Consider the following 17,351-nt stretch of genomic DNA (forward strand, 5'->3'; position numbering starts at 1 on the left):
GAGCACGAAGCACATATGTCCAGCACCACAGTCGCCGAGTTCGCGAACGAACTCAAGAAGACCCCCGAAACCCTGCTTGACCAGCTCAAGAGCGCAGGCGTGGCGAAAGCCGCGCCGACCGACGCGCTCACCGAGGCGGACAAGCAACGCCTGCTCGGCTTCCTGAAGGCCAGCCACGGCACGGCGGAGCCCGAGCGCAAGAAGATCACGCTCGTCAAGAAATCCACCAGCGAGATCAAGCAGGCGGACGCCACCGGCCGTGCCCGCACGATCCAGGTGGAAGTGCGCAAGAAGCGCACCTTCATCCAGCGCGACGAAGGCCCCGGCAGCACGCCCGAGCCGACGCCGGCCGCTGCCGCACCCGTGAGCGAACCTGCTGCGCCGAAGATCGACGAAGCCGAACTCGGCCGGCGCGAGGAAGAGGCGCGCCGCCAGGCCGAGCTGATCCGCCGCCAGGAAGAAGAGCTGGCCGAGAAGCGTCGCCAGCGCGAGGAAACGGAAGCCCGCGAACGCGAGAAGGCCGAACGCGCCGAGCAGGCTGAAGCCGCCGAGCGCGAAGCCAAGGCCGCTGTGGCAGCCAAGGAAAAGGCCGCGGCAACTGCCGCCGTGGTCGGCAGCAGGGCGCCGGGGTTCGACGCACCAGCTCCTGCAGAACCCGATGCTGCCGTGAGCAAAGCCGCGGCTGATGCCGTTGCCGCCAGCCAGGCCAAGGAAGACGCCAAGGCCAAGGCTGCCGCTGAATCGAAGGCCCGCGCCGACGAGGAAGCCGCCCGCGCCAAGGATCTGGACGAGCGCCGCCGCAAGGCCCTGGCCGAAGCCGAGGCCATCCGCGCCATGATGAACGCACCGGCCCGCGTGCTGGTGCCGCACAAGGCGCCCGAAAAGGAAGTGCCGAAGCCGGCCGTCAAGGGCACGCTGCACAAGCCGGTCGCGCCCGCTGCGCGTCCGGGTGCGCCTGCCGCACCGGGTGCCGCGACGGCGCCGGGCGCCAGCAAGGACGTGAAGTCGGCCAAGCTCTCGTCGAGTTGGGCGGGCGATCCGGCCAAGAAGAAGGAAATCAAGACGCGCGGCGATGCCAGTGGTGGCGTCGGTCGCGGCAACTGGCGCGGAGGCCCGCGCGGCCGTCGCGGCAACGACCGTGGTGGTCATGAGGACCACACCCCGGCCGCACCGGTCGAGGCGCGCGTGCTCGAAGTGCACGTGCCTGAAACCATCACCGTGGCCGAACTGGCCCACAAGATGGCGGTGAAGGCGCAGGAGGTCATCAAGCAATTGATGAAGCTCGGGATGATGGCGACCATCAACCAGTCGCTCGACCAGGACACCGCGATGATCATCGTGGAAGACATGGGCCACACGGCCGTGGTCGCTGCGCTGGACGATCCGGAAGCCTTCACCGACGAAGACGTCGGCGCCCAGGCAGGCGAATCGCTGCCGCGCGCACCGGTCGTGACCGTGATGGGTCACGTCGACCACGGCAAGACCTCGCTGCTGGACTACATCCGCCGCGCCAAGGTCGCCGCGGGTGAGGCCGGCGGCATCACGCAGCACATCGGCGCCTACCACGTCGAAACGCCGCGTGGCATGGTCTCCTTCCTCGACACCCCCGGTCACGAGGCGTTCACCGCCATGCGTGCTCGCGGTGCACAGGCCACCGACATCGTCATCCTGGTGGTGGCGGCCGACGACGGCGTCATGCCGCAGACCAAGGAAGCCATCAAGCATGCGAAGGCGGCGGGTGTGCCGATCGTGGTCGCGATCAACAAGATCGACAAGCCCGATGCCAGCCCGGACCGCGTGAAGCAGGAACTGGTGGCCGAAGAGGTCGTGCCCGAAGAGTACGGCGGCGATGTGCCGTTCGTGCCGGTGTCGGCCAAGACCGGCGAGGGCATCGATGCGCTGCTCGAGCAGGTGCTGCTGCAGGCCGAAGTGCTGGAACTGAAGGCGCCTGTCGATGCCGCCGCCAAGGGTCTGGTCATCGAAGCCCAGCTCGACAAGGGCCGTGGCCCGGTCGCCACCGTGCTGGTCCAGTCCGGCACGCTCAAGACCGGCGACGTGGTGCTCGCAGGCTCGACCTACGGCCGCGTGCGCGCCATGCTCGACGAGGACGGCAAGCCGATCAAGACGGCCGGTCCGTCGATCCCGGTGGAAATCCAGGGTCTGACCGAGGTACCGCAGGCGGGCGACGAGTTCATGGTGATGGCCGACGAGCGCCGTGCGCGCGAAATCGCCACCTACCGTGCCGGCAAGTTCCGCAACACCAAGCTGGCCAAGCAACAGGCGTCGAACCTGCAGAGCATGTTCACCGACCTGTCGGCGGGCGAGGTGCAGACGCTGCGCCTGATCATCAAGGCCGACGTGCAGGGTTCGCAGGAAGCGCTGGCCCAGTCGCTGCTCAAGCTGGCAACCGACGAGGTCAAGGTACAGATCGTGTACGCCGGCGTCGGCGGCATCAGCGAGAACGACATCAACCTGGCCATCGCATCGAAGGCGGTCGTCATCGGCTTCAACGTGCGTGCCGATGCGGGTGCGCGCAAGCTGGCCGAAGGCAATGGCGTGACGCTGAACTACTACAGCATCATCTACGACGCCGTGGATGAGGTGAAGGTGGCGATGTCCGGCATGCTGGCCCCCGAGCGCCGCGAAGAGATCATCGGCCAGGCCGAGATCCGCACGGTGTTCGTCGCCTCGAAGATCGGCACGGTCGCGGGTTCGTACATCACCTCCGGTTCGGTCAACCGCAGCGCGCATTTCCGCCTGCTGCGCGACAACGTGGTGGTCTACACGGGCGAAGTCGACTCGATCAAGCGCATGAAGGACGATGTCCGCGAAGTGCGCGAAGGTTTCGAGTGCGGTATCAAGCTCAAGAACTACAACGACATCAAAGAGGGCGATCAGCTCGAATTCTTTGAAATCAAGGAAATCGCGCGGACGCTGTAAGGCGCCCCAGCGAAACGGACGATGCCCAAGCGCAAAGCAGCAGCCCCCAACCGCGCCTTCAAGGTGGCCGATCAGATCCAGCGCGATCTGACGGAACTGATCGCGCGCGAGTTGAAGGACCCGCGCGTGGGCATGGTCACGATCCAGGCGGTCGAGGTCACGCCCGACTACGCGCACGCGAAGATCTACTTCAGCCTGCTCGTAGGCGACCCGGTCGTCACGACCGAAGCGTTGAACCAGGCCGCGGGGTTCCTGCGCAACGGCCTGTTCAAGCGACTTCAGATCCATACCGTGCCGACGCTGCATTTCCTGTTCGACCGCACCACCGAGCGTGCGGCCGACATGAATGCGCTCATCGCGCAGGCCGTCGCTTCCCGCTCGAAGGAAGAGTAGGCATGAACGCGCCGCGCACCAGGGTGCAACGGCGCCCTGTGCACGGGGTGCTGCTGCTCGACAAGCCGCTGGGTTTCTCCAGCAACCAGGCCTTGCAGAAAGCCAAGTGGTTGTTGCGTGCCGAGAAGGCGGGCCACACCGGCACGCTGGATCCGCTCGCGACCGGCGTGCTGCCGCTGTGCTTCGGCGCGGCGACCAAATTCAGCCAACTGCATCTCGATGCCGACAAGACCTACGTGGCGACGGTGCAGCTCGGCGTGAAAACGTCGACTGGCGATGCCGAGGGCGAGGTGATCGCCGAACGCCCGGTGCAGTTGACGCCCGACGATCTGGCCCGCGTGGCGGCGCAGTTCACCGGCGCCATCCGCCAGGTGCCGCCGATGCACAGCGCCCTGAAGAAGGACGGCAAGGCACTCTACGAATACGCCCGTGAAGGGATCGACGTCGAGCGGGCACCCCGCGACGTGTCGATCCACGCGCTGGCGCTGACCGCGCTGTCGCCAGACACCCTCCGCCTCGTCGCCACCGTCAGCAAGGGCACCTACATCCGGACGCTCGGCGAAGACATCGGCGAGGCGCTGGGCTGCGGCGCGCACCTCACGTCGCTGCGGCGCACCGCCACCGGCGACTTCACCGAGACGCAATGCGTCACGATCGAGGCGCTGGAAGCGATGTCCGAGGACGAACGCCTGGCCCGCCTGCTGCCGGCCGAAGCGCTGGTCGCCGGCCACAGCCGCGTCACGCTGGGCACGGAAGATGCGGCGCGTTTCCTGTCGGGCCTGCGCCGCCGCGGCGACTGGGCTGACGCCACCGAGGTGGCCGTCTTCGGCGAGGAGCCGGCGGCCTTCCTCGGCACGGCCCATGTCACGGCCAACGAATTGATCCCGGGGCGCTTGCTGAACCCCATCGAAATCCAGCAAATCCTTTTGAACGCACCAGCGAACGCAACTCTCTGCGAGACCACACCATGAGTACCCCCAAGCAAATCCGCAACATCGCCATCATTGCCCACGTGGACCATGGCAAGACCACGATGGTCGACCAGCTGCTGCGCCAGTCCGGCACCTTCGCCGAGCACGAGAAGGTCGTCGACACCGTGATGGACAACAACGCGATCGAAAAGGAACGCGGCATCACCATCCTGGCGAAGAACTGCGCCGTGACCTGGGAAGGCACGCACATCAACATCGTCGACACCCCCGGTCACGCGGACTTCGGCGGTGAAGTGGAACGCGCGCTGTCGATGGTCGACGGCGTGGTGCTGCTGATCGACGCGCAGGAAGGCCCGATGCCGCAGACGCGCTTCGTGACCAAGAAGGCGCTGGCCCTGGGCCTCAAGCCCATCCTGGTCGTGAACAAGGTCGACAAGCCGGGCGCGCGCCCCGATTTCGTGGTCAATGCCGCCTTCGACCTGTTCGACAAGCTCGGCGCGACCGACGAACAACTCGATTTCCCCGTGGTGTATGCCTCGGGCATCAATGGCTGGTCGTCGCTGGAAGAAGGCGCAGCGGGTGAGCAGTGGGGCCCCGACATGTCGGCCCTGTTCAACACCATCCTCAAACACGTGCCGGCCCAGAAGGGCGATCCGGCCGCGCCGCTGCAGCTGCAGATCTCGGCACTCGATTTCTCGACCTTCGTCGGCCGCATCGGCGTGGGCCGCATCAGCCAGGGCACCATCAAGCCGATGATGGACGTGGTGGTCATGGAAGGTCCGGACGGCAAGGCCATCAAGGGCCGTGTCAACCAGGTGCTGACCTTCCAGGGCCTCGAACGCGTGCAGGCCACCGAGGCCGGCCCGGGTGAAATCGTGCTGATCAACGGCATTGCCGACCTGAACATCGGCGTGACCGTGACCGACCCGGCCAAGCCGTCGCCGCTGCCGATGCTCAAGGTCGACGAGCCGACGCTGACCATGAACTTCTGCGTCAACACCAGCCCGCTGGCCGGCCGCGAAGGCAAGTTCGTCACCAGCCGCCAGATCTGGGACCGCCTGCAGAAGGAACTGCAGCACAACGTGGCACTGCGCGTGAGCGAGACCGACGAAGAAGGCATCTTCGAAGTCATGGGCCGCGGCGAACTGCACCTGACCATCCTGCTGGAAAACATGCGCCGCGAAGGCTTCGAGATGGCCGTGAGCAAGCCGCGCGTGGTGATGAAGGACGTGGACGGCGAGAAGCACGAACCCATCGAGCTGGTGACCGCCGACATCGAAGAGCAGCACCAGGGCGGCGTGATGCAGGCTCTGGGCGAGCGCAAGGGCGAGCTGGTCAACATGGAACCGGACGGCCGCGGGCGCGTGCGTCTCGAGTACCGCATCCCGGCGCGTGGCCTGATCGGCTTCACCAACGAGTTCCTGAATCTGACGCGCGGCTCGGGCCTCATCAGCAACATCTTCGACAGCTACGAAGCGCACAAGGGCGACATCGGCGGCCGCAAGAACGGCGTGCTGATTTCCATGGACGACGGTGAAATCTTCACCTACGCCCTGGGCAAGCTGGACGACCGCGGCCGCATGTTCGTCAAGGCGAACGATCCGGTGTACGAAGGCATGATCGTCGGCATCCACAGCCGCGACAACGACCTGGTGGTGAATGCCACCCGCACCAAGCAGCTGACGAACTTCCGCGTGTCCGGCAAGGAAGACGCGGTCAAGATCACGCCCCCGATCGAACTCACGCTGGAATACGGCGTGGAATTCATCGAGGACGACGAGCTGGTCGAGATCACGCCCAAGAGCGTTCGCCTGCGCAAGCGCTTCCTCAAGGAAAGCGAACGCAAGCGCGCCGGCCGCTGATCGTCGGCTGATCGTTTTGGGGCCGCCTTGACCCTGACCCACGGCCGCGCGGTCTGGATGATGGTCGGCGTGACCCTGATGTGGGCCACGGCCGGCGTCGTCACGCGCCATCTCGAAGGGGCGCGAAGCTTCGAAGTGACCTTCTGGCGCAGCGCGTTCACCGCGCTGGCGCTGTTGGTCGTCCTGCCAGCCTGGCAGGGACCCGGCGTCTTCTCGAAGATCCGCCACGGCGGGCGGGCGCTGTGGATCTCCGGCGTCTGCTGGAGCGTGATGTTCACCGCCTTCATGGTGGCACTCACGCTGACCAGCACCGCCAACGTGCTGGTCACGCTGGCCGCCGGGCCGCTGCTGACCGCGCTGGCGGCACGCCTCTTCATCGGCCATCGCCTGCCGCTGCGCACCTGGCTCGCCATCGCGGCGGCCGGCGTGGGTATCGGCTGGATGTACGGCACGCAGATCGGCAACGGCGAATGGCTGGGCACGCTGGTGGCGCTGTGCGTCCCGATTGCCGGTGCCGCCAACTGGACATCCGTGCAGCATGCGAACGCGCAAGGCCAGCGCATCGACCTCGTGCCTGCCGTGCTGATTGGTGCCGTGCTGTCCTCGCTGCTGACGCTGCCACTCGCCTGGCCGCTCCAGGCCACCGACCGGGACCTGACGCTGCTGGGCTTCCTCGGCGTGTTCCAGCTCGCGATTCCGTGCGTGATGTCGGTGCTGTGCGCCCGCGTGCTCAGTGCGCCCGAGGTATCGCTGCTGGCCCTGCTGGAGGTCATCTTCGGCATCACGCTGGCCTGGCTGGGCGCAGGTGAGGTGCCGGGAGCCACCGTGCTGACGGGCGGCGCGATCGTGGTCGGCGCGCTGGTCGCCAACGAGCTGGTGGCGATGCGGGCGCGGCGCGCGGGCTAAGCGTCCGGCGATCACCCATGAAAAAGCCGGCTCGTGCCGGCTTTTTGTTGGCGCTACGACGCGTTCAAGGGCGTGCGAGTTTCCAGACGCCGCCGACGCCGTCGCCGGTGCGGTCGCCGGCCTTGGCGTCCTTGGCCCAGTAGTAGAGCGGGGCGCCCTTGTAGGCCCACTGCTTCTTGCCGTCGTCGCGCACGACGACGCTGTAGTCGCCCATCGGCTTGGCGGTATCGGGGGCGAGCAGCGCCGGCCAGTTGGTGATGCACGGGCCGTTGCAGGCCGACTTGCCGCTGCCGACCGCATCACGGCCGAAGGTGTAGAGCGTCATCCCGTTCGGGCCGACCAGCACGCCGTCGGCCGTGCGCGTCGGCGTATCGGGCGCCGAGGCGGTCTTGTTCATCATGCCGCAGCCGGACAGCAGGGCGATGGCGAGGATGGAAGTGCTGAGCAGTTTCATGGAGGGTTCTCCTTCGGTTAAAAAACTTGTGTGACAAGGTGGACGCACGGGGGCGTCACAGCTGACGGTACACCAGCGTGGCCAGCCGCAGCAACGCGTCGCGTGGGAGTTTCCCGGCCAGGGCATACCCGAAGCCGCGGTCGACCCAGTAGAAGCTGGGCACCGGCCCGTCGGTCGAAAAACGGAAGGCCGATTCGCCCACCTGGGCGGATGCCATCGGGGTCTTGAGCTCGCCCAGATAGAGCGTCACGCGCTGGCCGCTGCGGTCTTCGAACATGAACTGGGCACGCGCCCCCGCATCGCCGGGCAGCAGCCGGCCACCCACCAGCGTGTAGCCTTCGGCGGTCAGGTCGGGCGTCTTCAGCGGCTTGTCGAGCCGGCGTGACAGCCACTGGACCAGGTGCTGTTCCTCCGTGGCCGCTACCTCGACTGGGTGGCGCTTCTCGGGCGCATACACGGCATGGGCCACGGACGCCGCATGCACGAACTCGCGCGTGGCCGGCGCGCGGGCCAGTTGCCTCGCGCCGCTGGCGGCGGTCCATTGCCCGTTGGCCAACCAGCCGGCGCCGAAGGCGATCAGCACCGCAGCGGCCAACCCGCCCCAGCGCGTCCAGAGCGCCTGGCGCGCGAAGCGACGATCGGCCTGGCCGGCGGCGGCGAGCAATGCCGGCGGGACCGGTGCATCGAGGACGTCGCGGTGCAACCGGCGCAGGGCGGCACGCTGCGCTTCCCAGTCGGGAAGGTCATGGTCGGGTGGCGCAGGGTGGTTCATGGCGTGGCGGCATTCATTTGAGTCGACGCAAGGCCGGGCGGCTGTCGGTCGACGCCGCGCCTTCCATCAGCGCGTGCAGGCGGGCCCGCGCCCGGGACAGCCGCGACATCACGGTGCCCACCGGGATCGCGAGGATCCGGGCGACCTCGGCATACGACAGGTCTTCGAGCGCCACCAGCAGCAGCACGGCGCGCTGGTCGTCCGGCAGCAGCAACAGGCAGCGTTGCAGGTCGAGCGTGCGGTCGAGGCCGGCGTCGGCCTCGTGCGGTTCATGCCCGACCTCGTCGACGTCCACCACGGCGCGTGGCGGCGCACGGCGCACCTGGTTGGCAAAGACGTTGTGCATCAGCGTGAAGAGCCAGGCCCGCAGGTCCGTGCCTGCGGTCCAGAGCCGCCACTTGACGCAGGCGCGCTCGAGCGTGTCCTGCACCAGGTCGTCGGCGGCCCAGGCGTCGCCGGTCAAGGCCCGTGCGTAGCGGCGCAGGCTGGGAATGTGGTCGACGAGCGGGCGGGTGTCCATGGCGATTGCTGGATGAACACCGGGCGAGGGGTGCTTATTCCCTCACCGTCGAAATAAACATCAGGTGCGCAGCACCCGCGTCTTGATGCGCTGCGCCGGGTTGCCGGCGTAGACGCCCCAGGGCTCGAGCGGTTTGAAGGTCACGGCGCAGGCACCGAGCACGGCGCCTTCACCGACGACGACACCCGGGCCGACGAAGGCGCCCGCCGCGATCCAGGCCTTCGCACCGATGGTGATCGGCTTGGTCGTCAGCTGGAACACCGGTGACGTGATGTCGTGGGTGCCGGCGCACAGGTGGGCGCCCTGCGACACGAGCGCGTCCGGGCCAAGGTGGATCGGCGCCATGTTGTAGCAGGTCACGTGCTGGGCCAGCACCGCGCGGTCTCCCAGGTGCAGGTGCGGTGGGTACCACACGCGCGCGCTGCCGCGCACATCGGCACCGACACCGAGCTTGGCACCGAAGCGCTTCAGCAGGAAACGTCGCCATGGCTTGAGCGGCGTCGGCGTCCAGGATGCGAAGAGCAACCAGGTCAGGTTCCAGGCGCCTCGCAGCAGGCGGTTGGACAGCGAGAAGCTGGGGCCGCCTTCGCTGGGATTGCTGCGGCTGGCGTCGAGCGGTTGGATGGCCATGGTGTGTCGGTCCTGTCAGCGGTTCAACGGTTGCGGCTCTTCATCGCGCGTTCGACTTCGCGCTTGCCTTCGCGGTCCTTGATGGTGTCGCGCTTGTCGTGTTCGGCCTTGCCCTTGGCCAGCGCGATTTCGCACTTCACCTTGCCGGCCTTCCAGTGCAGGTTGAGCGGCACCAGGGTGTAGCCTTTCTGCTCGATCTTGCCGGTGAGGCGGCGGATCTGTTCCTTGTGCAGCAGCAGCTTCTTGGTGCGGATCGAATCGGGCGTGGTGTGGGTCGAGGCGCTGCGCAGCGGGTTGATCTGCAGGCCCACGACGAACATCTCGCCGTCGCGGATCACGACGTAGCCGTCGGTGAGCTGCACCTTGCCTTCGCGCAGCGACTTGACCTCCCAGCCTTCGAGCACGAGGCCCGCCTCGAAACGCTCTTCGAAGAAGTAGTTGTACGAGGCCTTTTTGTTGTCGGCGATGCGGGCGGAGGAGTCTTGTTGTTTCTTGGTGGCCATGGCGGTCTCAGATGGGGGCGCATGGCATCAATACAATCGAAACGCACACACCGTGTCGATTCTATGAAAACCGTCCACAAGTCCGTTCTCATCTGGTACAGCGCTGATGAGATGTACGCCCTTGTCACCGATGTGGCCAAGTATCCCGAGTTCCTTCCGTGGTGCGACCGCGCACGCGTGATCGAGCACGACGAGGCCGGCATGACCGCCGAAGTCGGGCTCGCCTTCGGTGGGCTGCGCCAGCAATTCACCACCCGCAACACGCATGTGCCGGGGCGCGAGGTGCACCTCAAACTTGTCGAGGGGCCGTTCTCCAACCTCGATGGCCTCTGGAAGTTCAACCCCGTGGGGGAGGCGGGCGAGCGGGCCTGCCGCGTGGAGCTCGACCTGAGTTATGGCTTCAGCAACTTCGCGCTGCAGGCGCTCGTCGGCCCGGTGTTCGACAAGATCGCGTCCAGCCTGGTCGAGGCGTTCGTCAAGCGCGCCGAGCAGGTCTACGGAGCCCCCTGATGGTCACCGTCACGCTGGTCTGTGCGCCGGCGCCCCGCACCGTGTTCGAGGAAGCGCTGGCGCTCCCGCCGGGTGCCACGCTGGAAGACGCCGTGCGTGCGAGCGGCCTGCCGGCCCGTTTCGCAGGCCTGGATTGGCGTGCGCTGACCGCGGGCATCTGGGGCCGTGCCGCCGAGTGGGATCAGGTGTTGGCCGAAGGCGATCGGGTCGAACTGTGCCGTGCGCTGCTGGTCGATCCGAAGGTCGCGCGGCGCGAGCGCTTCAAGCAGCAAGGTCGCAAGGGCACGGGGCTGTTCGCGCGGCGCCGCGAAGGCGGCAAGGCGGGGTACTGACGCTGGTGGCGCCGGCGGCAACGTGTCGTGGCCCGGCTCGGAACGCCGCGCGAACCGTCACTTGCAGTCGCTGTCGATGATGCTCTGCAGGCGCTGCTGCTCGACGGCGCGCGCCTTGTCGTCCATGACCTCGCGCTCGCCCTGGGCGTTCAGACGCGCCACGCGCATGCCGCTGTCGAAGGTGGCCTTGCCCTGACGGGCGCGGTTGCAGTTGTCGGCCTTGGCCTTGGCGACCTTCTGCGCTTCCGCGGCCTGCTTGGCCTTTTCCGCTTCTTCGGCCTTGCGCGCCTTTTCTTCGAGCTCCTTGTCGATGCCGGTCGGGCGGGCGGCACTGGCGGCGCTGGCTGGCGCGCGGGCGGGTTCGGAACCCGCGGCAGCCGGGTCGGCGGGTGCGGGTGCGAAGCTGGGGCGTGCACTCGGCGAGCCGGGGCGCCGCACGATGTTCTTCTCGGGCACGTCGGTGGGCGGCGCCTGGTCGCTGAAGACCTTCTTGCCGTCCTTGTCGACCCACTGCCATTGGGCGCTCGCGACCAACGGCAGCACGCACACCCCCCACAGCATCAGCAAACGCATGAATTTCATGCGGGAAGTTTAGCGCTCCCTTACGTTTTGCAATATGTTTGGCGGGTCGGGGGTCGGGTGGGAGTTGGTATTCGGGCACAGTCCGCAGCGGAACGCGGTCGGGGCGCCACGGAAGAGGGACAACCCGGGGGCGGCACCATGATTCCGGGCGGGGCTCGTTACAATCCGTCTTTTGGAGCCTTCCCCATGCGCCTTCTCGGCAAAGCGCTCACCTTCGACGATGTGTTGCTGGTGCCAGCGTTCTCCCAGGTCCTGCCCAAGGACACCTCCCTCGCCACGCGACTCTCCCGAAACATCACGCTGAACCTGCCGCTGGTTTCTGCGGCGATGGACACCGTGACCGAAGCCCGCCTCGCGATCGCCATCGCGCAGGAAGGCGGCATGGGCATCGTCCACAAGAACCTCACAGCGCAGCAGCAGGCGGCCGAGGTGTCGAAGGTCAAGCGCTACGAATCCGGCGTGCTGCGCGACCCGGTGGTCATCACCCCCACGCACACGGTGCGCGAGGTGATGGCGCTGTCGGAACAGCTCGGCATCTCCGGCTTCCCGGTGGTCGACGCGGGCAAGGTGGTCGGCATCGTGACCGGCCGCGACCTGCGCTTCGAGACCCGCTACAACGCGCCCGTCAGCGAAATCATGACGCCGCGCGACAAGCTCATCACCGTGCCCGACGGCACGACGCTGGCCGACGCCAAGGCGCTGCTCAACAAGTACAAGCTCGAACGCCTGCTGGTCATCGACAACGCCTTCGAGCTGAAGGGTCTGATCACGGTGAAGGACATCACCAAGCAGACCACGTTCCCGAACGCCGCACGCGACCCGAATGGCCGGCTGCGCGTAGGCGCGGCGGTGGGCGTGGGCGAGGGCACCGAAGAGCGCGTCGAGGCGCTGGTGCGCGCGGGCGTCGACGCCATCGTGGTCGACACGGCGCACGGCCACAGCAAGGGCGTGATCGACCGGGTGCGCTGGGTCAAGCAGAACTACCCGCAGGTCGACGTGATCGGCGGCAACATCGCGACCGGCGACGCGGCGCGTGCGCTGGCCGATGTGGGCGCGGACGCGGTCAAGGTCGGCATCGGCCCGGGCTCGATCTGCACCACCCGCATCGTGGCCGGCGTGGGCGTGCCGCAGATCATGGCGGTCGACAGCGTCGCGACCGCGCTGCAGGGCACGGGCGTGCCGCTCATTTCCGATGGCGGTGTGCGCTATTCCGGCGACATCGCCAAGGCGATCGCGGCCGGCGCCAGCACCGTGATGATGGGCAGCATGTTCGCCGGCACCGAAGAGGCGCCGGGCGAGATCGTGCTGTACCAGGGCCGCAGCTACAAGAGCTACCGCGGCATGGGCTCCATCGGCGCGATGCAGCAGGGCAGTGCCGACCGCTACTTCCAGGAATCGAGCACCGGCAACCCCAACACTGACAAGCTGGTGCCCGAAGGCATCGAGGGCCGGGTCCCTTATAAGGGGTCGATCGTTTCGATCATCTACCAGATGGCCGGCGGCGTTCGCGCCAGTATGGGCTACTGCGGCTGCGCCACGATCGCCGACATGCAGAACAAGGCCGAGTTCGTCGAGATCACGACCGCGGGCATCCGCGAGAGCCACGTCCACGACGTGCAGATCACGAAGGAAGCGCCGAACTACCGCGCCGAGTGACCCTGATTCTGGCCCGACTTTTCAAGTCGGGCCAGATTATGGGTAGAATTCGGGCCAGACTTTTAAATTCTGGCCCCAATGCAATCCATCGGTATCGCTGAAGCCAAGAACAACTTCTCGGCCCTGATCGACCTGGTCGAGAAGGGCGAGGAGGTTCGCATCACGCGCCACGGCAAAGAGGTGGTGCGGATGCTGCCGGTACGCCGCAAGCCGGTGATCACCGACGAGCAGATCGCGCGCGAACTCGGCCAGATGGATGCGCTGCACGCGACCATCCGCCCCGGTGCCGCGGTGCGAGCCCTGCGCGATCAGGGGCGGCAAGCGTGAGCGCTTTCGTCATGGACGCCTCGGTCACCGCCGCCTGGCTGCTGCCCGACCAAGCCAACGCCCACACCCGCAAACTCTACGCCGCCATTCGCCGCGACGAGGTCGAGCCGCAGGCGCCCAACGCCTGGCAGTGGGAATGCGCCAATATCCTGGCCAATGGCGTGCGCAGCGGACGCATTCCGCCGGCGGCCGTCGAAGGCCTGTGGAGTGTGCTCGACGCCGTCCGCCACCGGGTCGAGTTGCATGAACTCGCGCCCGCCCAGCACAAGGCCGTGCTGGCCGTCGCCATCGATGCCGGCGTCTCGCTCTACGACGCGGGCTATCTGTGGCTGGCCCGTTCGCTCAACCTTCCGCTCGCCACCCTCGACGAGCAACTCATCCAGGCCGCGCCCCACGCTGGCGTGAAGCTGTTCGACATTTCAACGCTCTGAGTCCCCGCCATGCAACACGACAAGATCCTCATCCTCGACTTCGGCTCGCAAGTCACCCAGCTGATCGCGCGCCGCGTGCGCGAAGCGCATGTGTTGAGCGAAGTGCATCCGTGCGACGTCACCGACGAATGGGTGCGCGAATATGCGGCCGACGGCCACTTGAAGGGCGTGATCCTCTCCGGCAGCCACGCCAGTGTGTACGAAGAGACCACCGACAAGTGCCCGCAGGCCGTGTTCGACCTCGGCGTGCCGGTGCTGGGCATCTGCTACGGCATGCAGACCATGGCGCACCAGTTGGGCGGCAAGGTCGAGGGCGGCCACAAGCGCGAATTCGGCTTCGCGGCCGTGCGCGCCCACGGCCACACGGCGCTGCTCGAGGGCATCGCCGACTTCACCACGCCAGGATCAGACGGGAAAAGTCACGGCATGCTGAACGTGTGGATGAGCCACGGCGACAAGGTCACCGAGCTGCCGCCCGGCTTCAAGCTGATGGCCAGCACCGACAGCTGCCCCATCGCCGGCATGGCCGACGAAGCACGCCGCTACTACGCCGTGCAGTTCCACCCCGAAGTCACGCACACGGTGCAGGGCAAGGCGATCATCGAGCGCTTCGTCCACGGCATCTGCGAAGCCAAGCCGGACTGGGTCATGCGCGACCACGTCGCCGAAGCCGTCGAGAAGATCCGCGCGCAGGTGGGCGACGAGGAAGTCATCCTCGGCCTGTCGGGCGGCGTCGATTCGAGTGTGGCCGCGGCGCTCATCCACCGCGCGATCGGCGACCAGCTCACCTGCGTCTTCGTCGACCACGGCCTGCTGCGCCTGAACGAGGGTGACCTCGTCATGGAGATGTTCGAAGGCAAGCTCAATGCCAAGGTGATCCGCGTCGACGCCAGCGATCTTTTCCTCGGCAAGCTCGCCGGCGTGAGCGACCCCGAAGCCAAGCGCAAGATCATCGGCGGCGAGTTCGTCACCGTGTTCAAGCAAGAGGCTGCGAAGCTCAAGGCCGGTGACGGCGGCCACAAGGGCGCGACCTTCCTGGCGCAAGGCACCATCTACCCCGACGTCATCGAGTCGGGCGGTGCCAAGAGCAAGAAGGCCGTGACCATCAAGAGCCACCACAACGTCGGTGGCCTGCCGGAGCAACTGGGCCTGAAGCTGCTCGAGCCGCTGCGCGACCTGTTCAAGGACGAAGTGCGCGAACTCGGCGTGGCGCTGGGCCTGCCGCCCGAGATGGTGTACCGCCACCCGTTCCCCGGCCCGGGCCTGGGCGTGCGCATCCTCGGCGAAGTGAAGAAGGAATACGCTGACCTTCTGCGTCGCGCCGACGCGATCTTCATCGAGGAACTGCGAAATTTCGTCGATCCGGAAACCGGAAAGACCTGGTACGACCTGACCAGCCAGGCCTTCACCGTCTTCCTGCCCGTGAAGAGCGTGGGCGTGATGGGCGACGGCCGCACCTACGACTACGTCGTCGCGCTGCGCGCCGTGCAGACCAGCGACTTCATGACTGCGGACTGGGCCGAGCTGCCGTACGCACTGCTCAAGAAGGTGTCGGGCCGCATCATCAACGAGGTGCGCGGGATCAATCGCGTGACCTACGACGTGTCGAGCAAGCCGCCGGCGACGATCGAGTGGGAGTGAGTCGCCTCTGCCGTTGTCTGCACTAGCGACGCGGCAGTGCCAACCACGGCTTGCCGAGGAACGCGGTCGCCACCCGAGATGCTCACGAGCACTACATCATTTGCACCACGACCTTGCCCTTGGCGCGCCCCCCGTCTGCGTAGGCCAGCGCTTGGTAGGTGTCCTGAAACGGGAAGACTTTGTCGACAACGGGGCGGATGGCGCCTGATTCGACGAGCGATGTGATCTCGCGCAACCGCGCTCCATCGGCCCGCATGAAGACGAAGGTGTAGTCGACCCCGCTCTTCTTCGCCTTCTTCCTGATGCCGAAACTCAGCAGGCGCAGCACCTGTTGCAGCGGCCAGGCCAGGCCTCGCGCGGCGGCGAACGCCGGGGTGGGGGGGCCGGAGATGGAGATGAGGTGCCCGCCCGGCCTGAGAACCTGGAGTGATTTGTTCAGCTCGTCGTTGCCGAGGCTGTTCAGCACCACGTCGTAGTCATGAAGCATCGTGGCGAAGTCCTGCTGCTTGTAGTCGATGACGACGTCCGCGCCCAGGGCCTTCATCCAGGCGATGTTGGCCGTGCTGGTGGTCGTGGCCACGAGCGCCCCCAGATGCTTGGCCAGCTGGATGGCGATGGTGCCGACGCCGCCGGCGCCGGCATGGATCAGCACCTTCTGCCCCTTCTTCAGCTTGGCGGTTTCGACGAGCGTCTGCCAGGCCGTCAGGGCCACCAGAGGAAGGGACGCGGCCTCGACCATGCTGAGATTCGCGGGCTTCAGCGCCAGCGATGATGCCTTGACGGCGATGAACTCGGCGAAGGTGCCGATGCGATCGTCATCGGGGCGTGCATAGACCTCATCACCGGGCTTGAAGTCGCGAACGCGAGCGCCGACCCGCACCACCGTACCGGCCATGTCGTTGCCCAGGATCAGGGGGAGGCGGTAGGGAAGAATCAGCTTGAATTCGCCGCCCTTGATCTTCGAGTCCAGGGGATTGATGCTGGCCGCGTGGATCTGGATCAGAACATCGTCGTCCCGCACCTCGGGGTCGGGCATTTCGCCGATGCGGCCGACTTCTTTCTTTCCGTACCGATCGATGATGAAGGCCTTCATGGGGGACTTTTTTCCAGAGTTTTTGATTGTTCAGTCATGGAGGAAGGCCAGCGTCTGGGACACGAACTCGCCGTGGTACTGGAAGATCCCGCCATGCCCGGCGTCCTTGTAGATGACCAGTTGCGCGCCGGGAATGCGACGCGCCATCTCATGGCTGTTCACGGTAGGCACCATGATGTCGTTGTCGCCATTGGCGATCAGCACAGGAATGCGGATGCCGCCCAGATCCTGCGGCGACTGCCGGCCCCAGGCCTTGATGGCCTTGAGCTGTCGCAGGAAGGCCCCGGGCGTCGGCCCCTTGTCCCGCTCCGACTTGCGCTCCTTCAGTCGCTCCAGGAAGGCTTTCGCGGCTTGACGGCCATGGGCCGTCGAGGTGAAGAACAGGTAGGTCTTCGGATCGCGCAGCGTCAGCAAGCCCTTGACCATCAGCGGCCAGGAAACCGCGCCGACCTGGTCGATGCCTCGGCCGCCCGCCGGCCCCGTGCCGGTCAAGAGGAGCCGGCGCACCAGGCCGGGGGCTTTCAGCACGATGTCCTGCGCCACGAATCCTCCGAGGGAGAAGCCCAGCAGATCGACCTTCTCGAAACCCAGTGCGTGGATCAGCGCGATCGCGTCCTGTGCCATCGCATCGATGGTCACGGGTGCCGTTCCGCCCGAAGCGCCGATCCCCCGGTAGTCGATGGCGATGACGCGATGCCTGCGGGCAAGTCCATCGACGATGCGCGGGTCGAAATTGTCGAGGACCGCGCCCCAGTGGTTGAGCAGGACCAGCGGTACGCCACGGCGCGGCCCCAGCTCGCGGTACGCGAACGCAGTCCCGTCGACATCGATCGATCGGTTGGGGGCATCGATGTAGGGCATGTGCGA

Annotated in this window: 19 protein-coding genes; 11 read left to right on the plus strand and 8 right to left on the minus strand. The window is 66.7% G+C overall.

Annotated elements, in window-relative coordinates:
- Nucleotides 1-15 precede the first annotated feature (15 nt).
- The 5 genes from infB to QTH86_RS04035 are packed head-to-tail and all read left to right on the plus strand — an operon-like array spanning nucleotide 16 to nucleotide 7,033.
- Nucleotides 16-2,940 carry a translation initiation factor IF-2 gene (gene infB, locus QTH86_RS04015; protein WP_286645946.1) on the plus strand — a complete coding sequence of 975 codons (2,925 nt, stop codon included), beginning with the start codon at nucleotides 16-18 and terminating at the stop codon, nucleotides 2,938-2,940.
- Nucleotides 2,941-2,961: 21 nt separating this feature from the next.
- On the plus strand, nucleotides 2,962-3,333 hold the full coding sequence (gene rbfA / locus QTH86_RS04020; protein WP_262075221.1) for a 30S ribosome-binding factor RbfA: 372 nt from the start codon (nucleotides 2,962-2,964) through the stop codon (nucleotides 3,331-3,333).
- 2 nt (nucleotides 3,334-3,335) lie between these two features.
- Entirely contained in the window at nucleotides 3,336-4,304 is a 969-nt protein-coding gene (gene truB / locus QTH86_RS04025) for a tRNA pseudouridine(55) synthase TruB (RefSeq protein WP_286645945.1), read from the plus strand.
- A complete protein-coding gene (gene typA / locus QTH86_RS04030; RefSeq protein ID WP_286645944.1) occupies nucleotides 4,301-6,127 on the plus strand; it encodes a translational GTPase TypA in 1,827 nt (608 codons plus the stop codon). Before truB ends, typA begins: the two co-directional genes overlap by 4 nt.
- A gap of 27 nt (nucleotides 6,128-6,154) precedes the next feature.
- Nucleotides 6,155-7,033 (plus strand): DMT family transporter, encoded by an 879-nt coding sequence (locus QTH86_RS04035; RefSeq protein WP_286645943.1) that lies wholly within the window; start codon nucleotides 6,155-6,157, stop codon nucleotides 7,031-7,033.
- 64 nt (nucleotides 7,034-7,097) lie between these two features.
- On the opposite strand, the gene QTH86_RS04040 is transcribed toward QTH86_RS04035, so the two are convergent.
- From QTH86_RS04040 to smpB, 5 genes are read right to left on the minus strand one after another with little or no spacing between them, the layout of a single operon-like run.
- Nucleotides 7,098-7,487: a COG4315 family predicted lipoprotein gene (locus QTH86_RS04040; RefSeq protein WP_286645942.1), complete on the minus strand. Its 390-nt coding sequence runs from the start codon at nucleotides 7,485-7,487 to the stop codon at nucleotides 7,098-7,100.
- Nucleotides 7,488-7,542: 55 nt separating this feature from the next.
- On the minus strand, nucleotides 7,543-8,259 hold the full coding sequence (locus QTH86_RS04045) for an anti-sigma factor family protein (RefSeq protein ID WP_286645941.1): 717 nt from the start codon (nucleotides 8,257-8,259) through the stop codon (nucleotides 7,543-7,545).
- Between the two features lie 13 nt (nucleotides 8,260-8,272).
- Nucleotides 8,273-8,779: a sigma-70 family RNA polymerase sigma factor gene (locus QTH86_RS04050; RefSeq protein ID WP_286645940.1), complete on the minus strand. Its 507-nt coding sequence runs from the start codon at nucleotides 8,777-8,779 to the stop codon at nucleotides 8,273-8,275.
- A gap of 60 nt (nucleotides 8,780-8,839) precedes the next feature.
- Entirely contained in the window at nucleotides 8,840-9,409 is a 570-nt protein-coding gene (locus QTH86_RS04055) for an LbetaH domain-containing protein (RefSeq protein WP_286645939.1), read from the minus strand.
- A 23-nt stretch (nucleotides 9,410-9,432) separates the two neighbouring features.
- Nucleotides 9,433-9,912 (minus strand): SsrA-binding protein SmpB, encoded by a 480-nt coding sequence (gene smpB / locus QTH86_RS04060; protein WP_286645938.1) that lies wholly within the window; start codon nucleotides 9,910-9,912, stop codon nucleotides 9,433-9,435.
- Nucleotides 9,913-9,975: 63 nt separating this feature from the next.
- Here smpB and QTH86_RS04065 point away from each other — a divergent pair, with 63 nt between their 5' ends.
- Nucleotides 9,976-10,422, plus strand: a complete 447-nt coding sequence (locus tag QTH86_RS04065; protein WP_286645937.1) for a type II toxin-antitoxin system RatA family toxin — start codon at nucleotides 9,976-9,978, stop codon at nucleotides 10,420-10,422.
- Complete coding sequence (locus QTH86_RS04070; RefSeq protein ID WP_286645936.1) at nucleotides 10,422-10,754, plus strand: RnfH family protein; 333 nt, start codon at nucleotides 10,422-10,424, stop codon at nucleotides 10,752-10,754. Before QTH86_RS04065 ends, QTH86_RS04070 begins: the two co-directional genes overlap by 1 nt.
- Nucleotides 10,755-10,811: 57 nt before the next feature.
- Here the strand turns inward: QTH86_RS04070 and QTH86_RS04075 are convergent, their stop codons facing one another.
- Nucleotides 10,812-11,336 (minus strand): DUF4124 domain-containing protein, encoded by a 525-nt coding sequence (locus QTH86_RS04075; RefSeq protein WP_286645935.1) that lies wholly within the window; start codon nucleotides 11,334-11,336, stop codon nucleotides 10,812-10,814.
- A gap of 186 nt (nucleotides 11,337-11,522) precedes the next feature.
- Between QTH86_RS04075 and guaB the strand changes: the two genes are divergently transcribed.
- The 4 genes from guaB to guaA all read left to right on the plus strand — a co-directional run bounded on the left by guaB (nucleotide 11,523) and on the right by guaA (nucleotide 15,391).
- Nucleotides 11,523-12,992: an IMP dehydrogenase gene (gene guaB, locus QTH86_RS04080; RefSeq protein ID WP_286645934.1), complete on the plus strand. Its 1,470-nt coding sequence runs from the start codon at nucleotides 11,523-11,525 to the stop codon at nucleotides 12,990-12,992.
- A 78-nt stretch (nucleotides 12,993-13,070) separates the two neighbouring features.
- Nucleotides 13,071-13,319 (plus strand): type II toxin-antitoxin system Phd/YefM family antitoxin, encoded by a 249-nt coding sequence (locus QTH86_RS04085; protein ID WP_286645933.1) that lies wholly within the window; start codon nucleotides 13,071-13,073, stop codon nucleotides 13,317-13,319.
- Between the two features lie 11 nt (nucleotides 13,320-13,330).
- Entirely contained in the window at nucleotides 13,331-13,750 is a 420-nt protein-coding gene (locus tag QTH86_RS04090; RefSeq protein ID WP_286646772.1) for a type II toxin-antitoxin system VapC family toxin, read from the plus strand.
- 9 nt (nucleotides 13,751-13,759) lie between these two features.
- On the plus strand, nucleotides 13,760-15,391 hold the full coding sequence (gene guaA / locus QTH86_RS04095) for a glutamine-hydrolyzing GMP synthase (RefSeq protein WP_286645932.1): 1,632 nt from the start codon (nucleotides 13,760-13,762) through the stop codon (nucleotides 15,389-15,391).
- Nucleotides 15,392-15,482: 91 nt separating this feature from the next.
- Here guaA and QTH86_RS04100 read toward each other — a convergent pair whose 3' ends face one another.
- Nucleotides 15,483-16,484: an NADP-dependent oxidoreductase gene (locus QTH86_RS04100; RefSeq protein ID WP_286645931.1), complete on the minus strand. Its 1,002-nt coding sequence runs from the start codon at nucleotides 16,482-16,484 to the stop codon at nucleotides 15,483-15,485.
- Between the two features lie 30 nt (nucleotides 16,485-16,514).
- Nucleotides 16,515-17,345, minus strand: coding sequence for an alpha/beta fold hydrolase (locus QTH86_RS04105; RefSeq protein ID WP_286645930.1), 831 nt, complete (start codon nucleotides 17,343-17,345; stop codon nucleotides 16,515-16,517).
- Nucleotides 17,346-17,351 lie beyond the last annotated feature (6 nt).

The sequence above is a fragment of the Variovorax sp. J2L1-78 genome, from assembly GCF_030317205.1.
GTDB lineage: Bacteria > Pseudomonadota > Gammaproteobacteria > Burkholderiales > Burkholderiaceae_C > Variovorax > Variovorax arabinosiphilus.